Genomic DNA, 20,377 nt, shown 5'->3' with positions numbered 1-20,377 from the left:
CTGCATCCCATGACCACTAAGAAACACGCCAAAGTCCTGATCCTCGGTTCCGGTCCTGCCGGCTACAGCGCCGCCGTCTACGCCGCGCGCGCCAACTTGAGTCCGATGCTGGTCACCGGCGTCGAACAGGGCGGGCAGCTGATGACGACGACCGATGTCGAGAACTGGCCGGGCGACCCGCTGGGCGTGCAGGGTCCGGAACTGATGGCGCGCCTGCTGCAGCACGCCGAGCGCTTCAATACCGAGATCGTGTTCGACCATATCCACACGACCTACCTGAACGAAAAGCCGATCCGCCTGGTCGGCGACTCGCACGAATTCACCTGCGACGCCTTGATCATCGCCACCGGCGCCTCGGCCCAGTACCTCGGCCTGGAATCGGAACAGGCCTTCATGGGCCGCGGCGTGTCGGCCTGCGCCACCTGCGACGGTTTCTTTTATCGCAACCAGGAAGTGGCGGTCATCGGCGGCGGCAATACCGCGGTCGAGGAAGCCCTGTACCTGGCCGGCATCGCCTCGAAGGTGACCTTGATCCACCGCCGCGACAAGTTCCGCGCCGAGCCGATCCTGGTCGACCGCCTGATGCACAAGGTCAAGGAAGGCAAGATCGTGCTGGAACTGAACCACACGCTGGACGAAGTCGTGGGCGACCAGAGCGGCGTGACCGGCCTGAAAATCCGCGCCACCGGTGACGGCGTGCAAAAGGACCTGACCGTGCATGGCCTGTTCGTGGCGATCGGCCACAAGCCGAACACGATGATCTTCGACGGCCAGCTCGACATGCACAACGGCTACATCAAGACCCGCAGCGGCAACGAGGGCATGGCCACGGCCACCAGCGTGCCGGGCGTGTTCGCTGCCGGCGACGTGCAGGACCACATCTACCGCCAGGCGATCACCAGCTCCGGCACCGGCTGCATGGCCGCGCTGGACGCCCAGCGCTACTTGGAAGCGCTCGAAGATTCGTGATGACGGACAGCTAGCAAAGAGGTAGCGGAGATGGCGGGCATGAAGGACTTTGCCGACCTGAAATCCTTGCGCGACCGGCTCAAGGAAGAGGAACGCCTGCGCGCCATCGCGCAGGCCGAGCGCGAAAAGCGCGAGCGCATCGCGCACGAACGCGCGGTCGAATTCCGCAATGCGATGGATGGCGTCAAGAAGATGCCGCCCTCGAACCGCTACATCTACCGCCCGGTACAGGAAGCGCTGCTGCGCGAGCCGCCGGAACGCCGCTTCCTGTCGCAGGAAGAAGACGACGCCCTGGTGCTGCGGCAGTCGCTTTCCGACGGCTACGACGTCGACGGCCTGCTCGACGACGACCCCGGTCTCGGCTATGCGAAAGACGGCGTCGGCCCGGATGTGGTCAAGAAGCTGCGCAAGCGCCATTGGCCGGTCCAGGACGAACTCGACCTGCACGGCATGACACGCGACACCGCGCGCGGCCAGGTCGGCGATTTCGTGCGCCGTTCCCTGCGCCGCGGCGTGCGCTGCGTGCGCCTGATCCACGGTATCGGCTACGGCTCCCCGAACGGCGAACCGGTACTGCGCTCGATCGTGCACAGCTGGCTGGTGCAGCTCGACGAGGTGGTGGCGTTTTGCGTCGCCAACCGGGGCGACGGCGGCAACGGCGCCCTGATCGTGCTGCTCAGGCCCGCGCTCGACCTGTGAGGCCGGGCTTGCATGTCCGGACAGGACGCCGCTCACGGCGCCGTGCCGCCCGGGCGACGCTTGCGCCGCCGCCGTTGTAAAATTTCGCCATTGCCATCCAGACCAGCGCCCAACATAAGGGAACACCATTGAAGTCCAGTCCTGTCGCTCCCATGTCCGAGGCGCCCCTGGTCGATCTGCAATCCTGTGCGGACGAGCCGATCCATATCCCCGGATTCATCCAGCCGCACGGTTTCATGGTGTTTCTCGACCTGCAGGGCATGCTCGAGGGCTGGAGCGCGAATATCCCCGCCGAGCTGGCGAACATGCAGGCCGGCCAGCACTTCGACCGCCTGCCCCTGCCCGCCGCCGCCGCCGAGCTGATCGAGGAGTGCATCGGCTGCCAGGCCGACGGCGAATGCGCGCCGGCCCTCGCCGCCGTCGAACTGGGCAAGATGCAGTACGACTGTATCGTCCATGCCACGCACGGGCGCATCATCGCGGAATTCGAATCGCGCGACGTGCTGGCCAACGCGGTCGCCATGTTCGCCGTCAAGGCGCACAGCTCGATCGAACGCGTGCGGCGCCAGAAAAGCGTGGACGCCCTGCTCGAGACGGCCGTGCGGCAGGTGCGCGAGTTCACCGGGTTCGACCGTGTGATGGCGTACCGCTTCCGCGAGGACGACAGCGGCGACGTCGTCGCCGAGGCCCGGCGCGAGGACCTGACTCCCTACGTCGGCCAGCGCTATCCGGCCGGCGACATCCCGGCCCAGGCGCGCCGCATGTACGTGGCCACCACCCTGCGCATGATCGCCAGGGTGGGCTACCAGCCGGTGCCGATGCTGGGCGTGCCCGATGCCGCGCCGCTCGACATGAGCTACAGCGTGCTGCGCAGCGTCTCGCCGGTCCACGTCGAATACCTGCAGAACATGGGCGTGTGCGCCTCGATGAGCGTCTCGATCGTGATCAACGGCCGCCTCTGGGGCTTGCTGGCCTGCCATCACATGGCGCCGAAGCAGGTCCCCTACTCGATCCGCATGTCGGCCGACGTGCTGGCCCAGGTAATGGCCTCGACCATCCAGAGCATCGAGGCGCGCCGCGACGCCGAACAGGTCGAACAGGCCGCCCGGGTCCGTACCAGCCTGGTCGAGTCGCTGCTGATCGACGAGGAGCCGCTCGACGCCCTGGCGCACCATGCCGAGGCCCTGCAGGCGGCGACCGGCTCGCACGCGATGGTCTGCGTGCACAATGGCAAGGTGATGGGCTTCGGCGCCGTCGAACCCGCCGCGCTCGACGCGATCGTGGGTGCGCTGCCGCCGGATGCGAGCGACCTGGTGGTGCGCGACAAGCTCGCCGACTGGCCTGCGGAAGTACAGGCGCGCCTTGGCAAATGGGTCGGCATGCTGGGCCTGCCCTTCGATCCGCCCGGCGGCGGCTGGTGCCTGCTGCTGCGCACCGAGCAGATCGAGCAGGTGGCCTGGGCCGGCCGTCCGGAAAAGACGGTCGCGTACGGCCGCCTGGGCGCGCGCCTGACCCCGCGCGGCTCCTTCGACGCCTGGCACGAAACCGTGCTCGGTCGCGCCCAGCCCTGGGAAGCGCCGGTGCAGTCGCATGCGCGGCTGATGCTTTCCGAACTCCTGCGCGCCTCGAACGCGCGCCGCGCCCAGACCGAATCGACCCGCGCCCAGCTGCTGGCCATGCTCGGCCACGACCTGCGCGACCCGCTCCATTCGATCAACATGGCCGGCACCCTGCTCGAACGCGGCAAGGGCAGCAGCCAACCGACCCTGGGCAAGCGCATCCAGTCCTCGTCCAACCGCATGCAGCGCCTGATCGGCCAGGTGCTCGACATGAGCCGCATCGACGGCGGCATGGGCCTCGGCGTGCTGCTCGAGCCGCTCGACCTGGCGGCCCTGGTCGACGAAATGGTCGAGGAGACGCGCCTGGCCTACCCGACGATCGCCTACGAATACGCCAATCCCGGGACGGTGCCGGTGCGCGCCGACAGCGTTCGCATGTCGCAGGTGCTGTCGAACTTGCTGAGCAACGCGCGCCACCACGGCCACGTCGGCCATCCGATCCGCGTCGCGCTGCATGCGGAGAGCGGCTGGGCCACGCTGGAGGTGGCCAATGACGGCACGCCGATCGCCGAGGAACTGGCCGCGACCCTGTTCAATCCCTTCAAGCGCGCCTCCCTGCATAACCCGCGCAACCGCACCGGCATGGGCCTCGGGCTGTACATCGTCGCCTCCATCGTGCACGAGCACCAGGGCGAGATCGCCTACCGCCACGAAGGCGGCCAGGTCGTCTTCAGCGTGCGCTTGCCGCTGGCGCAATCGGAGCGCGCCGGCGCGACGTGACCACCCGTCCGCACCGGGACTGTGCGGCATGTTAGGCTAGCAACATGCCAACAGAACAATCCGCTGCATGACCCTCATCAAGTTCATCGAAATCATGGCGATCCTGGTCGGCGCCTTCTCCGGCTTTATCGAAGCGCGCCGCAAGCGCATGGACCTGGTGGGCGTCTTCACGGTCGCCTTCATCGCCGCCTTCGGCGGCGGCACCCTGCGCGACATCCTGCTCGACCGCCGTCCGCTGTTCTGGGTCACGCACCAGGAATACGCGATCCTGATCTTCGTGCTGGCCCTGATCGCCTCGCCCCTGATCCGCACCCTGCGCCACATCGTCTCCGAACGCCTGATCGTCATTGCCGACGCCGTCGGCCTCGGCCTGTTCTCGATTGCCGGCGTGTCGGCCGCGCTGGACGCCAACATGCCCTACTTCATCGCTTCGATGATGGGCGTGATCACCGGGATCTTCGGCGGCGTGCTGCGCGATATCGTCTGCAACGAAGTGCCGATGGTGTTCAGGGACGGCAAACCCTACGCCCTGTGCGCCTTCCTCGGCAACTGGATGTTCCTGCTGATGGGGCTCTACACGAGCGCCTCGCACGACTTCGCGCTGTGGACCAGCGCCCTCTTCATCAGCGTGCTGCGGCTGGTGACCTGGAAGTTCGACATCCAGATGGGGCGCTGACCCGTCTGTCCGACGCCGTCACACCGCGTCCGGCCCGGTCTCGCCGGTACGGATGCGGATCACCTGCTGCACGTCCTGCACGAAGATCTTGCCGTCGCCGATCTTGCCGGTGCGCGCGGCCTTGATGATGGCGTCGACCACCTGGTCGACCATCGGGTCGTCGACGACCACTTCGATCTTCACCTTCGGCAGGAAGTCGACCACGTATTCGGCGCCGCGATAGAGTTCGGTATGGCCCTTCTGGCGCCCGAAGCCCTTCACTTCGGTGACCGTCAGGCCGGTGACGTTGACGTCGGCCAGGGCCTCGCGCACTTCGTCGAGTTTGAAGGGCTTGATCACGCAGGTAATCTGTTTCATGTCTGCTCCAGTGTTAAAGGATGGTGTTCTCAGTCGGGGATGTTGGCCAGGTCGTCGAGCCAGACGGTCGCCTCCGAGTCGCTCGGCGCGCGCCAGTCGCCGCGCGGCGAGAGCGAGCCGCCGTTGCCGACCTTCGGCCCGTTCGGGACGCAGCTGCGCTTGAACTGGCTGGTCTTGAAGAAGCGGAACAGGAAGATCGACAGGTTGCGCTTGATGGCGGCCAGATCGTATTCGTTGCGCGACCCGTGTTCGTCCGGCCAGCGGCCTTCGTCCTTCGCGCGCCAGGCCGAGTAGGACAGGAAGGCCACCTTGGACGGCGTGAAGCCGTAGCGCAGTATGTAGTACAAGTTAAAATCCTGCAGCTCGTAGGGACCGATCACGCTTTCCGTGATTTGCGCCGGCTTGTCGTCGCCTTCCTTGCCGGGCACCAGCTCGGGGCTGATCTCGGTGCCGAGGACATTGAGCAGCACTTCGGCTCCGCCCTTGACCACCGCGCCCGTCTCCGCGACCCAGCGCACCAGGTGCGTGATGAGCGTCTTCGGCACGCTGGCGTTGACGTTGTAGTGCGACATATGGTCGCCCACGCCGTAGGTGCACCAGCCCAGCGCCAGCTCGGACAGGTCGCCGGTGCCGATCACGATCGCGCCCAGGTGGTTCGCGAGCCGGAACAGGTGGTTGGTGCGCTCGCCCGCCTGCACGTTTTCGAAGGTGACGTCGTATTGCTCCTTGCCTTCGGCGAAAGGATGGTTCAGGTCCTTGAGCATCTGCAGGCAGCTGGGACGGATGTCGATCTCCCTGGCGCTGCAGCCGACCACTTCCATCAGCGCGTGCGCCTGCTGCAGCGTGCGTCCGCTGGTGGCGAAGCCCGGCATGGTATAGGCCAGGATGTTCGTGCGCGGCAGGCCCAGGCGGTCCATGGCGGCGGCGCAGACCAGCAGCGCGTGGGTCGAATCGAGCCCGCCCGAGACGCCGATGACGACCTTCCGGATGTCGCTCGAGGACAGGCGCTGGATCAGCGCCTGGACCTGGATGTTATAGACCTCGGTGCAGCGCTCGTCGCGCAGCGCGCGCTCGGCCGGCACGTAGGGGAAGCGCTCGATCTCGCGCGCCAGCGGCAGCGTGGCCTCGAAAGGCAGGGCGAGCTTGACGCGCTGGACGCGGAATTTCGCGACTTCGTCCGCGTGGCGGCGCGCCGACTGGGCGAAGGTGGTGGCGCGCATGCGCTCCTGCGACAGGCGTTCCAGGTCGACGTCGGCGAAGATGATGTGCGACTCGTCGAGGAAGCGCGCCGATTCGGCCAGCAGCTCGCCCTTTTCGTAGATCAGCGCCTGGCCGTCCCAGGCCATGTCGGTGCTCGATTCGCCGCGCCCGGCCGAGGTGTACAGGTAGGCCGCCATGCAGCGCGCCGACTGCTGGCTCACCAGCTGGTGGCGGTAGGCGCTTTTCCCGACCAGCACGTTCGAGGCCGACAGGTTGACCAGCACCGTCGCCCCGGCCATGGCCGCGAACGAGGATGGCGGCACCGGCACCCAGACGTCTTCGCAGATCTCGACATGCAAGCGCATCGGCGGCACGCTGCCGGTCAGGCCGTCGACCTCGAACACCTGGTCCACGCCGAAGGGCACGCGCGCGCCGAACAGGTCGACGCTGTCGACGGCGGCGCAGTCGGCCGCCGAAAACTGGCGCGATTCGTAGAATTCGCCGTAGTTCGGCAGGTAGCTCTTGGGCACCAGGCCGAGCACGCGCCCGGCGGCCACCACCGCCGCACAATTGAACAGCTGGTGATTGACCCGCAGGGGCAGGCCCACTACCATCGCCAGGGGCAACCCGTTCGATGCCTCGACAATCGCTTCCAGGCCTTCCATGCATGCATCGAGCAGGGCCTTCTGGTGGAACAGGTCGTCGCAGCTGTAGGCGGACAGGCCCAGTTCCGGGAAGGCGACCAGGGCCGCGCCCTGATCCGCCGCCTGGCGCGCCAGCGACAAGGTCTGCTCGACGTTATAGGCGGGATCGGCAATGCGGCAGCGCGGGATCGCCACGGCCACGCGCGCGAAGCCGTGGGAATACAGGTTGTAGAATCGGTTGGTCATCTGATGTGCCCTGAATAGGTATAAGAGCAATTTTGAATTATCGCACGCATATCGTATCTTCCCTGTCCGAGATCGGGAAGGAAGCCTGGGATGGCTTGCTGGCGCGGCAGGCGCAAGCGAACCCGTTTCTTTCCTACGCCTTCCTGCACGCGCTGCACGAATCGGGCAGCGCCTCGCCCGAAACCGGCTGGCAGCCGCAATACATCGCGCTCTATGACGGCGAGGGTCTGGCCGCGGCCCTGCCGCTCTACGTCAAGGACCACTCCTACGGCGAATACGTGTTCGACTGGGCCTGGGCCGACGCCTACCAGCGCCACGGGCTGGACTACTATCCGAAGCTGCTGGCGGCCATCCCGTTCACGCCGGTGGCGGGTCCGCGCCTGCTGGCGGTGGACGATGCCGCGCGCGCCGCGCTGATCGACGTCCTGTGCGCCACCCAGCGCGCCACCGACGTCTCGTCGACCCATGTCCTGTTCCCGCCCGAGGCGCATGCGCGCCAGTTGCAGGACGCCGGCTTCCTGCTCAGGAGCGGCGTGCAGTTTCATTGGCTCAACCCGGGCTACGCCAGCTTCGACGAATTCCTCGGCACGCTGGAGCAGAAAAAACGCAAGAACATCCGCGCCGAGCGGCGCAAGGTGCGCGAGGCGGGCGTGACGATGCGCCGCGTGCGCGGGACCGAGGCGACCGACGCGCACTGGACCTTCTTCAACCGCTGCTACCGCCACACCTACGCGGCGCACCACTCGACGCCCTACCTGAACCTGGATTTCTTCCGGCGCATCGGTGCGAGCATGCCTGGGAATATCCTGCTGGTGTTCGCCGAGCGCGGGGGCCGCCCGATCGCCGCCTCGCTCGTGATCCACGACGCCGATACGCTCTACGGGCGCTACTGGGGCGAGCTGGAACACGTGCCCTGCCTGCACTTCGAGGCCGCCTATTACCAGCCGCTCGAGTTCTGCATCGAGCAGGGCATCCAGACCTTCGAGGGCGGCGCCCAGGGCGAGCACAAGATGGCGCGCGGCTTCCTGCCGACGCGGACCTTCTCGGCGCACTGGCTGGCGCATCCGTCGTTCGCCGATGCGATCGAGCGCTTCCTCGCGCGCGAGGCGGGCGGGATCGACGAGTACATGAGCGAGCTGAACGAACGCAATCCGTTCAAGGCATAAGCAAGTTCATACGAACAGCGAGGGCTGGCTGTCGGCGTAATCGCGCAGCAGGTTCCACACCACCTTCACGCGCCGCAGGCGGTACAGGTCGGTCGGCGCGGCCAGCCAGAACGAACGCTCGGCAAAGAAGCCCGGCAGCACCGGCACCAGCCTGCCGTCATCGGGTATTGCGTAGGGCGGCGCCATCATCAGGCCCATGCCGAGCGAGGCCGCCTCGACCTGCGCCGTCATGCCCGAGCAGCACAGGCGCCGCCGCGGGGTGAAGCCGAGTTCGTCGAGATAGGACAGTGCGCGGCTGGCCAGCGTGTCCTGCACGTAGTCGACAAAGTAATGCTGGGAGAGGTCCGACCGGTGGCGGATCGGCGCATGCTTGTCCAGGTAGGCCTGCGAGGCGTACAGGTAGAAGCGGAACGAGGCCAGGCGCGTGACCATGTAGCGGCCGGTGGTGGGCGGATCGAGCATCACGCCAAGGTCCGCCTCGCGGTTGGCGAGATTGGCGAAGCGCGGCAGCGCCAGCAGGTCGATCGTCAGGTCCGGGTTCGCATCGAGCAGGCCGACCAGCAAGGGCGCGACCACCTTCACGCCGAACACTTCCGGCACGCCCAGGCGCACCACGCCGTGCGCGGCTACCTCCGCTCCGCCCAGCTGCTCGGCCGCGGCCAGCGCCGCGCCTTCCATCGCTTCGGCATGCGGCAGCAGCGCCAGGCCCATCTCGGTCAATTCATAGCCTTCGCGCGACCGGTCGAACAGGGTCGTGCCGAGTTCCTTTTCAAGGCGGTCGATACGGCGCGCCACCGTCGTGTGCTCGACGTCGAGCCGGCGCGAGGCGCCCGAGAGGGTACCGGCGCGCGCCAGTTCAAGGAAGAAGCGAAGGTCGGTCCATTCGGGCAGGCTGTTCATGGCGCGCTTGTTTGATATCGATACGTTCATTGTGCACCAGTGCACATTCCTCCTGCAATCAATTCTCATACGCATGCATATATGCACCAAAATTGTGCGCTTGCAGCATCCTCCCTGCATAAAACACACCCCTATATGGTGCGGCGCGCTGTGCATTCACGCACAAGGGGTGGGCGCGGTCTTGTCTTTTCAGCCAGGCCGAACCCGTGCACACTATTCTGCGTCCGATTCCGAGCCTGTCCTGTTCCAAAAACTAGGAGACAAGAAATGCCCTTGACGCAACAAAAAAAGAAATTGGTCAACCATTCCGCCGCCGCCCTGCTCGCCCTGTCCAGCGGCGCCGCGGGAATGGCCCATGCTCAACAATCGTCAGGTGCCCCGGCTTCCGACGGCGAGACCGCGTCCGACGTCCAGAAGGTCGTCGTCACGGCGCGCCGCCGCGAGGAAACGCTGCAGGACGTGCCGGTCTCGGTCACCGCGTTCAGCGCCGACCAGCTCTCCAAGCAAGCCGTGCCCGATATCACCGCCCTTGCCGTGGCGCTGCCGAACACCACCCTGAAGGCTTCGCGCGCGACCAATTCCACGCTCACCGCCTTCATCCGCGGCGTCGGCCAGGCCGACCCGCTGGCAGGCTTCGAGGCGGGCGTCGGCATCTACATCGACGACATTTATCTGGCCCGTCCGCAGGCGGCCGTGGCCGACATCTACGACGTCGAACGCATCGAGGTGCTGCGCGGGCCGCAGGGCACCCTGTACGGCCGCAACACCATCGGCGGCGCCGTCAAGTACGTCACCCGCAAGCTGGCCCCGAAAACCGACGTGCGCCTGCGCGGCACGATTGGCAACTATCGACAGACCGACGGCGTCGTCACGGCCAGCACGCCGCTGTCGGACACCGTGCGCATCGGCGGCACGGTTGCCAGGTTCAAGCGCGACGGCTTCGGCAAGAACCTCTTCACCGGCGCCGACAACTACGACAAGGACAGCACCGCGCTGCGCCTGTCGGCCGAATTCACGCCGACCCCCGACCTGTTCATCCGCATTGCCGCCGACGGCACCCAGGACGACTCGAATCCGAAGAATGGCCACCGCCTGATCGTCGGCCGCACCAGCGGCGCACCGATCCTGTCGAACGTCTACGACACCCGCGCCAACCTGACCCAGGCGGCCGGCCACGACCAGGAAGTCACCGCCCACGGCGTCTCGGCCGTCGTCGAATACCGCCTGGACGACCGGTTCACCCTGAAATCGATCACCGCCAGCCGCAAGGACAAGTCCTGGGCGCCGATCGACTTCGATTCGCTGCCCGTGACCGACATGCATGTGCCGGCGCTGTATACCAACGAGCAGGTCAGCCAGGAGTTCAACCTCACCTATACGGGCGAGCGCCTCCAGGGCGTGGCCGGCGTGTACTACATCGATGCCCAGGCCTTCAACAAGTTCGACACCATCCTGGCCGGCGCGGTGCCGACCTCGACCTTCACCAGCGGCGACATCGGCACCAAGGCCTGGGCCGTCTACGCCGACGGCAGCTACAGCGTCACCGACGCGCTCTCGCTGTCGCTGGGCGGGCGCTACACGGTCGACGAGCGTACCGCCTCGATCTACCGCCAGATCTTCCTGGGCGCGAACGGGACGCCGGAGATGGGCAACCCGGGCGCGATCCCGTTCCGCATCGATACCGACCTGCGCAGCGGCCTCGAACGCGAGGACAAGAAGTTCACCCCGCGCGTCGCCGTCAACTACAAGCTCGGCGCCGACCATAACCTGTACGCGTCGTACTCGGAAGGCTTCAAGGGCGGCGGCTTCGACCCCCGCATCAACATCGTCGGCGGCCGTCTGCCGCTGGCGCAGGCGCGCGCCGGCTACAAGCCGGAGACCATCGAGACGAGCGAGCTGGGCCTGAAGTCGGCCTTCAACGGCGGGCGCATCACGACCAATGCCGCCCTGTTCTACAGCGACTACCAGGACGTGCAGATCCCCGGCTCGGTAGCGATCGATACCAACGGCGACGGGCGCGACGACAGCTTCGCCGGCGTGACCACGAACGCCGGCAAGGCCAAGATCAAGGGCGTGGAACTGGAGGCGGTGGCCAACCTGACGCGCGACTTCATGCTGGCAGGCATGTATAGCTACATCGACGCCGAGTACAAGGAGTACATCGTCGCCGGCGTGAACGTGGCGGGCCAGCGCGTGTTCCAGAACACGCCGAAGAACTCGGCCAACCTGCGCGCCAACTACGACATCGCCCTGCCGCTCATGGGCCGCAACGGCAAGGTGTCGCTGATCGCCAGCGTCTCGTACAAGGGCGCCACCAACCAGTTCGAGACCGTCTCGATCCTCGACCAGGAATCGTACAAGCTGTATGACGCCAGCATCGTCTGGACCCGTTCCGACGGCAAGATCCGCGCCGGCATCCACGGCAAGAACCTCGGCAACGAGCGCTACAAAACGGCCGGCTACCTGTTCCCGACCCTCGGCAACGAGGGCACGGTGACCGCCTTCTACGGCAATCCGCGCACGGTGTCGGCAACGGTCGAGTACCGTTTCTGACCGGTCGGCCAAGGTAAAGAGAAGGGCCTGGATCGATGGCCACGCTGCCCGCGGCGGCGTGGCCTGCCCTCGCCTTGCCGGTCTTTCCATGACGAGAACAACAGGATCTGCCAGCGTGTCTACCTTCACACCAATCAGTTTCCAGAGTACCGACGGGCTGGCGCTGTACGCACGCGATTACGCGGCAAGCGCCGGCCAGGCGCGACTTCCGGTGATTTGCCTGCACGGCCTGACGCGCAATTCGGCCGACTTCGACGAACTGGCCCCGCGGATCGCCGCCCTCGGACGACGCGTGCTGGCACCGGACGTGCGCGGGCGCGGCCACTCGGCGCGCGATCCGAACCCGGCCAACTACAACGCGGTCGTCTACGCCGGCGACGTCGTCAAGCTGATGCACGACCTGGGGCTGGCGCGCGCCGTCTTCGTCGGTACCTCGATGGGCGGCCTGATCACGATGACCCTGGCGGTGCGCCATATCGGCCTGATCGCCGGCGCGGTCCTCAACGATGTCGGCCCGGTGCTGTCCGTGAAGGGGCTGGCGCGCATCGCCGGCTACGCGGGACGCTGCGGCACCCTCGCCTCCTGGGACGATGCCGCCGCCTACCTGAAGGACATCAATGCCTGCGCCTTTCCCGATGCGGCCAGCAGCGAATGGGACAAATGGGCCAGACGCGCCTTCCACGAAGACGAATCGGGCAAACTGGCGCTGCGCTACGACCCGCGTATTGCAGTAGCATTACAGACGGGGAAGCTGCGCCCGACTTCCCTGGCCGGGCGTCTCGCCTTCAAGCGGCTCGCGCACAAGCGTCCGACGCTGCTGGTGCGCGGCGCCTTGTCGGACCTGGTCGAACCGGAACAGGCCGCGTGGATGCGCCGCGCCGCGCCCGCGATGCAGTACACCGAAGTGCCGAATGTCGGCCATGCGCCGATGCTTACCGAACCGGAAGCCTTCGACGCGATCCGCGCCTTTTTGTCGAAGCTTCCCTAAAACAGCAATCAGGAGACACGATGCACCAATCGCTAACACCTATCGGCGCCGCCCTCATCCTCGCTTTCGCCAGCGCCGCCGCGCCGCACGCCATGGCCGCCCCCGACCTGAAGATCGCCCTCATCGCCGGCAAGACCGGTCCGCTCGAAGCCTACGCCAAGGAAACCGAGACCGGCTTCATGATGGGCCTGGAATACCTCACCGGCGGCAAGATGGAAATCGCCGGCCGCAAACTGAAAATCATCGTCAAGGACGACCAGAACAAGCCCGATCTCGGCCGCACCCTGCTGGCCGAAGCCTATGGCGACGACAAGGTCGACATCGCGGTCGGCACCACCTCTTCCGGCTCGGCGATCGCCATGCTGCCGGTGGCGAAGGAATACAAGAAGGTCCTGATCGTCGAGCCCGCCGTGGCCGACGCCATCACCGGCGACAAGTGGAACAAGTACATCTTCCGCACCGCGCGCAGCTCGATGCAGGACGCGATGGCCGCCGCCAGCACCCTCAAGGGCGGCAGCGTCGGCTTCCTGACCCAGGACTATGCGTTCGGGCGCGACGCCATCAAGGCCGGCAAGGAAGCGCTGGCGGCCACCAGCAGCAAGGCCAGGGTCGTGCACGAGGAATACGCGCCGGTGTCCACGACCGATTTCACCGCCTCGACCCAGCGCCTGTTCGATGCGTTGAAGGACAAGCCGCAGCCGCGCGTGCTGCAGATCGTCTGGGCCGGGCCGAACCCGATGAACAAGATCGCCGACATGAAGCCGGAACGCTACGGCATCCACCTTGCGCCGGGGGGCAACATCTTGCCGGTCATGAAAACCTGGAAGAACTACGGGGGCACCGAAGGCACGATCTATTACTACTATGCCTTCCCGAAGAACAAGATGAACGACTGGCTGGTGGCGGAACACCAGAAGCGCTTCAAGGCCCCGCCCGACATGTTCACCGCCGGCGGCTTCGCCGCCGCCAGCGCCGTCTTCAACGCCCTGTCGAAGGTTCCGAACGGGAACAGCGACCAGCTGATCGCGGCGATGGAGGGCATGACCTTCGACACGCCGAAAGGCCCGATGAGCTTCCGCAAGGAAGACCACCAGGCGCTGCAGTCGATGTACCACTTCCGCATCAAGAAGGACCAGAAGAGCGAATGGGACCTGCTGGAACTGGTGCGCGAGATCCCCACCGCCGAGCTGCCGCTGCCGGTCAGGAACAAGCGCTGAGACGGCCATGACGAACCCGCAGCAGCCCTCGCTGTCCACGCGCGACCTGACGATCCGCTTCGGCGGACATGTCGCGGTCAGCGCGGTCACGGCCGACTTTTATCCCGGCACCCTGACGGCGATCGTCGGCCCCAACGGGGCCGGCAAGACTACCTATTTCAACCTGGTCTCGGGCCAGCTGCCCGCCACCTCCGGCAGCGTGCTGCTGAAAGGCGAGGACATCACGCGCCACGGCGCCGCACGCCGCACGCGGCTGGGCATCGGGCGTGCCTTCCAGCTCACGAACCTGTTCCCGAACCTGACGGTGATGGAAAACGTGCGCCTGGCCGTGCAGAGCCGGGCCGGCGTGGGCATGAACATGTTCTCGGTCTGGTTCGGGCACAAGGCCCTGATCGAACGCGCGGAACACTACCTGGAACGGGTGGCGATGGCGGCCAAGCGCGACATGCGTGTCGGCGCCCTCTCGCACGGCGACCAGCGCAAGCTGGAAGTGGCGATCCTGCTGGCGCTCGAGCCGAGCGTACTCATGTTCGACGAGCCGACGGCGGGCATGAGCGTGGACGAGGTGCCGGTCGTGCTCGACCTGATCCACGCCGTGAAACGCGAGGCAAACAAGACCGTGCTGCTGGTCGAGCACAAGATGGACGTGGTGCGCCAGCTGGCCGACCGCATCATCGTCCTGCACAACGGCCTGCTCGTCGCCGACGGCATCCCCGGCGAAGTCATGCAATCGAAGATCGTACAGGAAGCCTATCTTGGAACACCCGAAACCGAACCTGCCTAGCCTGGCCGTGCCTGAACCGCTGCTCACCCTCTCCGGCGTGCACACCCACATCGGCCAGTACCACATCCTGCAAGGAGTGGACCTGGTCGTGCCGCGCGGCGGCATGTCGATCCTGCTGGGCCGCAACGGCGCCGGCAAGACCACGACCCTGCGCACCATCATGGGCCTGTGGCAGGCCAGCGCCGGGCGCATCGTCTTCGACGGCCGCGACATCACGAAGCTGGCCACGCCCGATATCGCGCGCGCCGGCATCGCCTATGTCCCGGAAAGCATGGCCGTGTTTTCCGGCCTGACGGTGCGCGAGAACCTGCACCTGGCCGCGCGCGGCGGACCGATGGATGAAGCGCGCGTGGAATGGATCTTCGGCTTCTTCCCGGCCCTCAAGAAATTCTGGAACTACCCGGCCGGGAATCTCTCGGGCGGCCAGAAGCAGATGGTGGCGATCGCCCGCGCGATCGTCGAGCCGAGGAAGCTGCTGCTGGTGGACGAGCCGACCAAGGGACTGGCCCCGGCCATCGTCCAGAGTCTGATCGCGGCCTTCCGCGAACTGAGGGACCGTGAGACCACCATCCTGCTGGTCGAGCAGAATTTCAATGTCGTGCGCTCGCTCGGCGACACCGTGAGCGTGATGGACGACGGCCGCGTGGCCCATGCCGGCTCCATGGCGGCGCTGGCCGGCGACGAGGAGCTGCAACAGCGCCTGCTCGGCCTGTCGCTCGACTCCCACCAATAGGACTTCCCGATAGGACTTCCCGATGAGTGCATCCCTCCCCCTCGCGCAGGCGGACACCGCCGTGCTGCCCAGCGCGCCGCGCGACATCGCGCCGCTGCTGCTCGTGCCCGTGCTGGCGCTGCTGATGCTGCCCCTGGTCGGCAGCTTTCCCACCTGGGTCACCCTCACCGTCGCCGGACTTGCGATGGGCATGATGATCTTCCTCATGGCCAGCGGCCTGACCCTGGTCTTCGGCCTGATGGACGTGCTCAACTTCGGCCACGGCGCCTTCGTGTCGGTCGGCGCCTTCACGGCCACCCTGGTCCTCATTCCGATGCGCTGGGCGCTGGAGGCCGATTCGCTGCTGCTGAACCTGGGCGTGCTGGGACTGGCGGTGACGGTCGCGATGGCCGTCACCGCCCTGCTCGGCTGGGCCTTCGAGCGCATCATCATCATGCCGGTGTACGGCCAGCACCTGAAGCAGATCCTGATCACGATGGGCGGCATGATCGTGGCCGAACAGCTGATCAACGTGATCTGGGGCGCGGAAACCATCCCGCTGCCGCTGCCGACGTCCCTGCGCGGCGCGATCTTCCTCGGTGACGCGGCGATCGAAAAATACCGGCTGCTGGCCGTGGTCGTCGGCCTGGTGGTCTTCGCCGTGCTGTTCCTGCTGCTGAACCGCACCAAGATCGGCCTGTTGATCCGCGCCGGCGTGGAAAACCGCGACATGGTCGAAAGCCTGGGCTACCGCATCCGGCGCCTGTTCGTGGCCGTGTTCGCGGCCGGTTCCGCGCTCGCCGGCCTGGGCGGCGTGATGTGGGGCCTGTACAAGGAAACCCTGTCGGCCTCGATGGGCGGCGAGACCATCGTCATGATCTTCATCGTCATCATCATCGGCGGCCTGGGGTCGGTCGGCGGCTGCTTCATCGGCTCGCTCCTGATGGCGCTGGTGGCCAACTACGCCGGCTTCCTCGCGCCGAAATTCGCGCTGGTCTCGAACATCGCCCTGATGATCGCGGTGCTGATGTGGCGTCCGGCCGGCCTGTATTCGACCTCGCGGAACTGAACCATGCCTCCACCCATGACCCGACTCCTGTCCGGCGACCTGCCGCGCAGCCGCATCCTCGCCGCCGTGCTGCTGCTGGTGTTTCTCGGACTGGCGTTCGCGCCCTTCCTGACCAGCGGCGCGCGTCCGCTCAACATGGCCGCCACCATCTGCGTCTACATCGTGCTGGTGGCTTCCTACGACCTGCTGCTCGGCTATACCGGCATCGTTTCGTTCGCCCACACGATGTTCTACGGTATCGGCGCCTACGGCATCGGCCTGGGACTGGCGTCCAGCGACGAGCCGACCTGGTCGGCCGCGATGACGGGCCTGGGCCTGGCGCTGCTGCTGGCGCTCGCCCTGGCCTTCGTGATCGGCCTGTTCGCGCTGCGCGTGCGCGCCATTTTCTACGCGATGATCACGCTGGCCGTGGCCTCCTCGTTCGCGGTGCTGGCCTCGCAGTTGTCCGACTTCACCGGCGGCGAGGACGGCAAGACCTTCAGCGTGCCGGAAGTGCTGTCGCCCGGCTTCACGCTGGCGGAAAACGGCGTGTTCGGGCGTGCCGTCGACGGCAGGCTGCTCACCTATTACCTGGTGTTCTTCGGCTGCCTGCTGCTGTTCCTCTTGCTCCTGCGCCTGGTGAATTCGCCTTTCGGGCGCGTGCTGCAGGCGATCCGCGAGAACGAGTTCCGCGCCGAGGCGCTGGGCTACCGCACCGTCGTCTACCGCATCTGGGCCAATTGCCTGGCGGCGCTGGCGGCGGCCCTGGCCGGCGCGCTGATGGCGCTATGGCTGCGCTATGTCGGCCCCAAGACCTCGCTCGGCTTCGAGGTGATGACCGACATCCTGCTGATCGTCGTGATCGGCGGCATGGGCACGATGTACGGCGCGGTGGTCGGCGCCGTCCTCTTCATCCTGGCGCAGAACTACCTGAAGGACGTGATGGCGAGCGCCTCGGCCGCCATGGAAGGCGTGCCGCTGCTGGCGGCCGCCCTGCACCCGGACCGCTGGATGCTGTGGCTGGGCGTGCTGTTCGTGCTCTCGATCTACTTCTTCCCCATCGGCATCGTCGGCAAGCTGCGCCTGCGCAGCTATCTGGCCCGGCGCTGACCCGCCTTGCGGCGCGGCCGGCGGCGCCCCGCCGGCCGCGCACGCGCTCGCCTGTCCCGGCGCTGCCCCGGCGCGGCTGCCCGCACCGGAACAGGGCCGAATCGACGGCGCTTCGACGCGGACAATTTCTGCCTGCTGAGTTGCCGCGCACATTGAATCGAGATCAAGGTTCGTGACCGTTCAGCTCATATGATGAACTCAACCATGGCCTCGTGACAGCCAGCGCGAGTGGAACGCCATCCTTCTGGCTCCGCATGAAAGCTCATCCATGAAAACTCCCAAGTCGTACATGGCGGCCGGCGCGTTCGCGCTGGCCGTGCTAACGCCTGGCGCGGCCAGCGCCGCGGTCGAGGCGCTCAACGAAGATTTCGGCAATGTGGATGCCCTGGTTGGCTGGACCCGGACCAATAAGAGCGTTCCTCCGGGCACCAGCTGGTTCCAGGGCAATGCCGATATTTTCAGCGCCCGGTCGGGGCCCGCCAATTCGTATGCCGCCGCCAGCTTTCTCGGCGCCGCCGGCGGCCTGGGCGCCGTCGACAACTGGCTGGTCACCCCGGTGCTCTCGCTCACCGGCCAGACCGACCTGTCGTTCTGGACCCGCGCCGAGGACATCGCCGGCTTCGCGGACCTGCTCGAGGTGCGCTTCGCGCCGGGCGCGGACGGCGGCACCGCGACCTTCACGACGCTGCTCGGCGCCATCGGCGGCGCCGCCGGCTATCCCGCCAGCTGGACCGAATGGAGCACGAGCCTGAATGTCGAGGGCGAAGGCCGCTTCGCGTTCCGCTACGTGGGCTATGCCGACACCTTGAACACCATCGGGCTCGATACGGTCCGAGTCGTGACGGCGGTGCCCGAACCCTCGCCGTACGTCATGCTGGCCCTCGGCCTCGGCGCGCTGGGCTTCATGCGCCGCAAGTCGTCGTTCTGAAGTCCGACCGGAGAATCCCGCCATGTCACGTAAAAAACTCATCGCCCTCCTGCCGTGCGCCGCGCTGCTGGCGGCCCTGCCCGCTGCCGGCGCCGCCCAGGAGCAATCCGGGATGGTGGTCGTGCGCGATCCCCAGACCGGCCAGTTGCGCGCCCCGACGCCGGCCGAGAGCCGCGCCCTGGCCCCGGCGCCCTCGTCGGCCGCCATGCGCGCGCCGTCGCCACCGGCCCTGGTCACCCATCCGGGCGGCAGCCGCCAGGTGCGCCTGGGCGAACGCGGCCTCGTCTACTCGGTCGTCACGCGCGGCGCCGACGGCAAGCTCGCCGGCCAGTGCGTGCACGGGCCGGCGGCCGCCGACAATGCCGTGCGCGCTCCGGCGCCCACCCAGCCCCACACGGAGCATCATCATGACTAAGTCGCCGCTGCGCCGCATCGGCGCCCTCGTCCTGTCCTGCGCCGCCTTCGCCGGCGCCCAGGCCGCGACGATCACGATCGTCAACCAGAACGCGCCGGGCATCGGCTTCAACGACCCGACCCCGGTCACGCCGGTCGGCGGCAATCCGGGCACCACGCTCGGCCAGCAGCGCCTGTTCGCCTTCCAGCACGCGGCCGACATGTGGGGCGCCACGCTCACCAGCAGCGTCCCGATCCGCATCGGCGCTTCCTTCGTGCCGCTATCCTGCACCGAGAACAGCGCCGTGCTCGGGTCGGCCGGCGCCAATGAGATCTGGTCCGACTTCACCAGCGCGCCGCGTCCGAGCACCTGGTACCCGAGCGCCCTGGCCAGCAAGCTGGCCGGCGCCGACGTCTCCACCCCGGGCGAGCCGCACATCATCTCGCGCTTCAATTCGCGCCTCGGCCTGTTCCCGGATTGCCTGCCCGGCCCCGGCTTCTATCTCGGGCTCGACAACAGGGCCGGCGCCGCGATCGACCTGGTCACCGTGCTACTCCACGAAATGGGGCACGGACTCGGCTTCCAGACCTTCACCGACGACGAAACCGGCGCCGAGATGCTCGACCTGCCCTCGATCTGGGATTACTACCTGATCGACAACCGCACCGAACGCCCCTGGGTCGACATGACCCCGGCCGAGCGCGTGGCTTCGGCCATCAGCGGCCGCGGCCTGTCCTGGAACGGCCCGATCGTCACCGCCGCCGTGCCGCAGGTGCTGGCACCGCGTTCGCGCCTGGTGGTCTCGGGCAGCGCCGCCGGCACCGCGGCCGGCAACTACGAGGTCGGCGATGCGTCCTTCGGCCCGCCGCTGGGCACGGCCCCGGTTGCCGGACAGCTGATGCCGGTGGTCGACCAGGCCGACGGCACCGGCCTGGCCTGCACGCCGCTCAACAGCCTGAACGGGTTGGCCGTGCGCGGCAACGTCGCCCTGGTGTCGCGCGGCACCTGTCCCTTCGTCGACAAGGCGCGCAACGTGCAGGCGGCCGGCGCGATCGGCCTGGTCGTGGCCGACAATGTTCCGGGCGAAGTGACGGGCCTGTCGGGCAGCGATCCGGGCATCACGATCCCGGCGGTGCGCGTCACCCAGGACGCCGGCGCGACGCTGCGCGCGGCCCTGCAGGCGCGTTCGCGCACGCGCTCGGGCGTCGCGGTCAGCCTCGGCATCGACCCGACGCGCCTGGCGGGCACCGACGACCGGCGCCGCATCCTGATGTACACGCCGACGACGAACGCGCCCGGTTCCTCGGTCGCGCACTACACCACCGACGCGCGACCGAACCAGCTGATGGAACCGTCGATCAACGCGGATTTGTCGCATACGGTGACGCCGCCGCGCGACCTGACCTTGCCCCTCCTGCAGGACATCGGCTGGTAAGCGCATGTCACG

18 protein-coding genes are annotated in these 20,377 nt (G+C 67.2%); 15 read left to right on the top strand and 3 right to left on the bottom strand.

Annotated features, from left to right (window positions below):
- Positions 1 to 9: 9 nt before the first annotated feature.
- The 4 genes from trxB (at position 10) to ACFPOU_RS08795 (ending at position 4,683) form a co-directional block, all read left to right on the top strand.
- Positions 10 to 969, top strand: a complete 960-nt coding sequence (trxB, locus tag ACFPOU_RS08810) for a thioredoxin-disulfide reductase (RefSeq protein WP_379719586.1) — start codon at positions 10 to 12, stop codon at positions 967 to 969.
- A gap of 39 nt (positions 970 to 1,008) precedes the next feature.
- The gene (locus ACFPOU_RS08805; RefSeq protein WP_379719584.1) at positions 1,009 to 1,668 is read left to right on the top strand and encodes a Smr/MutS family protein; all 660 of its coding nucleotides are present in this window, start codon (positions 1,009 to 1,011) and stop codon (positions 1,666 to 1,668) included.
- Between the two features lie 128 nt (positions 1,669 to 1,796).
- Complete coding sequence (locus ACFPOU_RS08800; RefSeq protein ID WP_379719582.1) at positions 1,797 to 4,007, top strand: ATP-binding protein; 2,211 nt, start codon at positions 1,797 to 1,799, stop codon at positions 4,005 to 4,007.
- A gap of 67 nt (positions 4,008 to 4,074) precedes the next feature.
- Entirely contained in the window at positions 4,075 to 4,683 is a 609-nt protein-coding gene (locus tag ACFPOU_RS08795; protein WP_379719580.1) for a trimeric intracellular cation channel family protein, read from the top strand.
- A gap of 18 nt (positions 4,684 to 4,701) precedes the next feature.
- On the opposite strand, the gene ACFPOU_RS08790 is transcribed toward ACFPOU_RS08795, so the two are convergent.
- Both ACFPOU_RS08790 and ACFPOU_RS08785 read right to left on the bottom strand, forming a co-directional pair.
- On the bottom strand, positions 4,702 to 5,040 hold the full coding sequence (locus tag ACFPOU_RS08790) for a P-II family nitrogen regulator (RefSeq protein ID WP_379719578.1): 339 nt from the start codon (positions 5,038 to 5,040) through the stop codon (positions 4,702 to 4,704).
- Between the two features lie 29 nt (positions 5,041 to 5,069).
- Positions 5,070 to 7,130: an NAD(+) synthase gene (locus ACFPOU_RS08785; protein ID WP_379719576.1), complete on the bottom strand. Its 2,061-nt coding sequence runs from the start codon at positions 7,128 to 7,130 to the stop codon at positions 5,070 to 5,072.
- 32 nt (positions 7,131 to 7,162) lie between these two features.
- Between ACFPOU_RS08785 and ACFPOU_RS08780 the strand changes: the two genes are divergently transcribed.
- A complete protein-coding gene (locus ACFPOU_RS08780) occupies positions 7,163 to 8,296 on the top strand; it encodes a GNAT family N-acetyltransferase (protein WP_379719574.1) in 1,134 nt (377 codons plus the stop codon).
- A gap of 6 nt (positions 8,297 to 8,302) precedes the next feature.
- Here the strand turns inward: ACFPOU_RS08780 and ACFPOU_RS08775 are convergent, their stop codons facing one another.
- Positions 8,303 to 9,196, bottom strand: coding sequence for a LysR family transcriptional regulator (locus ACFPOU_RS08775; RefSeq protein WP_379719572.1), 894 nt, complete (start codon positions 9,194 to 9,196; stop codon positions 8,303 to 8,305).
- Between the two features lie 267 nt (positions 9,197 to 9,463).
- On the opposite strand from ACFPOU_RS08775, the gene ACFPOU_RS08770 reads away from it, so the two are divergent.
- The 10 genes from ACFPOU_RS08770 (at position 9,464) to ACFPOU_RS08725 (ending at position 20,365) form a co-directional block, all read left to right on the top strand.
- Entirely contained in the window at positions 9,464 to 11,749 is a 2,286-nt protein-coding gene (locus ACFPOU_RS08770) for a TonB-dependent receptor (protein ID WP_379719570.1), read from the top strand.
- Between the two features lie 115 nt (positions 11,750 to 11,864).
- A complete protein-coding gene (locus ACFPOU_RS08765; RefSeq protein WP_379719568.1) occupies positions 11,865 to 12,737 on the top strand; it encodes an alpha/beta fold hydrolase in 873 nt (290 codons plus the stop codon).
- 20 nt (positions 12,738 to 12,757) lie between these two features.
- Complete coding sequence (locus ACFPOU_RS08760; protein ID WP_379719566.1) at positions 12,758 to 13,954, top strand: substrate-binding domain-containing protein; 1,197 nt, start codon at positions 12,758 to 12,760, stop codon at positions 13,952 to 13,954.
- 7 nt (positions 13,955 to 13,961) lie between these two features.
- Entirely contained in the window at positions 13,962 to 14,738 is a 777-nt protein-coding gene (locus ACFPOU_RS08755) for an ABC transporter ATP-binding protein (RefSeq protein WP_379719564.1), read from the top strand.
- Positions 14,710 to 15,471, top strand: coding sequence for an ABC transporter ATP-binding protein (locus ACFPOU_RS08750; protein WP_379719562.1), 762 nt, complete (start codon positions 14,710 to 14,712; stop codon positions 15,469 to 15,471). Before ACFPOU_RS08755 ends, ACFPOU_RS08750 begins: the two co-directional genes overlap by 29 nt.
- A gap of 22 nt (positions 15,472 to 15,493) precedes the next feature.
- Positions 15,494 to 16,519, top strand: coding sequence for a branched-chain amino acid ABC transporter permease (locus ACFPOU_RS08745; RefSeq protein WP_379719560.1), 1,026 nt, complete (start codon positions 15,494 to 15,496; stop codon positions 16,517 to 16,519).
- A 15-nt stretch (positions 16,520 to 16,534) separates the two neighbouring features.
- Positions 16,535 to 17,608: a branched-chain amino acid ABC transporter permease gene (locus ACFPOU_RS08740; protein ID WP_379719558.1), complete on the top strand. Its 1,074-nt coding sequence runs from the start codon at positions 16,535 to 16,537 to the stop codon at positions 17,606 to 17,608.
- Between the two features lie 268 nt (positions 17,609 to 17,876).
- On the top strand, positions 17,877 to 18,536 hold the full coding sequence (locus ACFPOU_RS08735) for a choice-of-anchor J domain-containing protein (RefSeq protein WP_379719551.1): 660 nt from the start codon (positions 17,877 to 17,879) through the stop codon (positions 18,534 to 18,536).
- Positions 18,537 to 18,558: 22 nt separating this feature from the next.
- Positions 18,559 to 18,951, top strand: a complete 393-nt coding sequence (locus ACFPOU_RS08730) for a post-PEP-CTERM-1 domain-containing protein (protein ID WP_379719549.1) — start codon at positions 18,559 to 18,561, stop codon at positions 18,949 to 18,951.
- On the top strand, positions 18,944 to 20,365 hold the full coding sequence (locus ACFPOU_RS08725; RefSeq protein ID WP_379719547.1) for a PA domain-containing protein: 1,422 nt from the start codon (positions 18,944 to 18,946) through the stop codon (positions 20,363 to 20,365). Before ACFPOU_RS08730 ends, ACFPOU_RS08725 begins: the two co-directional genes overlap by 8 nt.
- Positions 20,366 to 20,377 lie beyond the last annotated feature (12 nt).

It is taken from the genome of Massilia jejuensis (genome assembly GCF_042656795.1).
Taxonomy (GTDB): Bacteria; Pseudomonadota; Gammaproteobacteria; order Burkholderiales; family Burkholderiaceae_D; genus Telluria; species Telluria jejuensis.
The sequence above is the reverse complement of the archived record's forward strand: the minus strand, read 5'-3'. Positions and strand labels throughout refer to the sequence as shown.

What these genes read in the sequence shown, in the direction of transcription:
- ACFPOU_RS08725 (WP_379719547.1), top strand. Translation starts at nt 18,944, where the DNA reads ATGACTAAGTCGCCGCTGCGCCGCATCGGCGCCCTCGTCCTGTCCTGC.
- ACFPOU_RS08745 (WP_379719560.1), top strand. Translation starts at nt 15,494, where the DNA reads ATGAGTGCATCCCTCCCCCTCGCGCAGGCGGACACCGCCGTGCTGCCC.
- ACFPOU_RS08770 (WP_379719570.1), top strand. Translation starts at nt 9,464, where the DNA reads ATGCCCTTGACGCAACAAAAAAAGAAATTGGTCAACCATTCCGCCGCC.
- ACFPOU_RS08790 (WP_379719578.1), bottom strand. Translation starts at nt 5,040, where the DNA reads ATGAAACAGATTACCTGCGTGATCAAGCCCTTCAAACTCGACGAAGTG.
- ACFPOU_RS08795 (WP_379719580.1), top strand. Translation starts at nt 4,075, where the DNA reads ATGACCCTCATCAAGTTCATCGAAATCATGGCGATCCTGGTCGGCGCC.
- ACFPOU_RS08730 (WP_379719549.1), top strand. Translation starts at nt 18,559, where the DNA reads ATGTCACGTAAAAAACTCATCGCCCTCCTGCCGTGCGCCGCGCTGCTG.
- ACFPOU_RS08760 (WP_379719566.1), top strand. Translation starts at nt 12,758, where the DNA reads ATGCACCAATCGCTAACACCTATCGGCGCCGCCCTCATCCTCGCTTTC.
- ACFPOU_RS08740 (WP_379719558.1), top strand. Translation starts at nt 16,535, where the DNA reads ATGACCCGACTCCTGTCCGGCGACCTGCCGCGCAGCCGCATCCTCGCC.
- ACFPOU_RS08805 (WP_379719584.1), top strand. Translation starts at nt 1,009, where the DNA reads ATGAAGGACTTTGCCGACCTGAAATCCTTGCGCGACCGGCTCAAGGAA.
- ACFPOU_RS08755 (WP_379719564.1), top strand. Translation starts at nt 13,962, where the DNA reads ATGACGAACCCGCAGCAGCCCTCGCTGTCCACGCGCGACCTGACGATC.
- ACFPOU_RS08785 (WP_379719576.1), bottom strand. Translation starts at nt 7,130, where the DNA reads ATGACCAACCGATTCTACAACCTGTATTCCCACGGCTTCGCGCGCGTG.
- trxB (WP_379719586.1), top strand. Translation starts at nt 10, where the DNA reads ATGACCACTAAGAAACACGCCAAAGTCCTGATCCTCGGTTCCGGTCCT.
- ACFPOU_RS08775 (WP_379719572.1), bottom strand. Translation starts at nt 9,196, where the DNA reads ATGAACAGCCTGCCCGAATGGACCGACCTTCGCTTCTTCCTTGAACTG.
- ACFPOU_RS08735 (WP_379719551.1), top strand. Translation starts at nt 17,877, where the DNA reads ATGAAAACTCCCAAGTCGTACATGGCGGCCGGCGCGTTCGCGCTGGCC.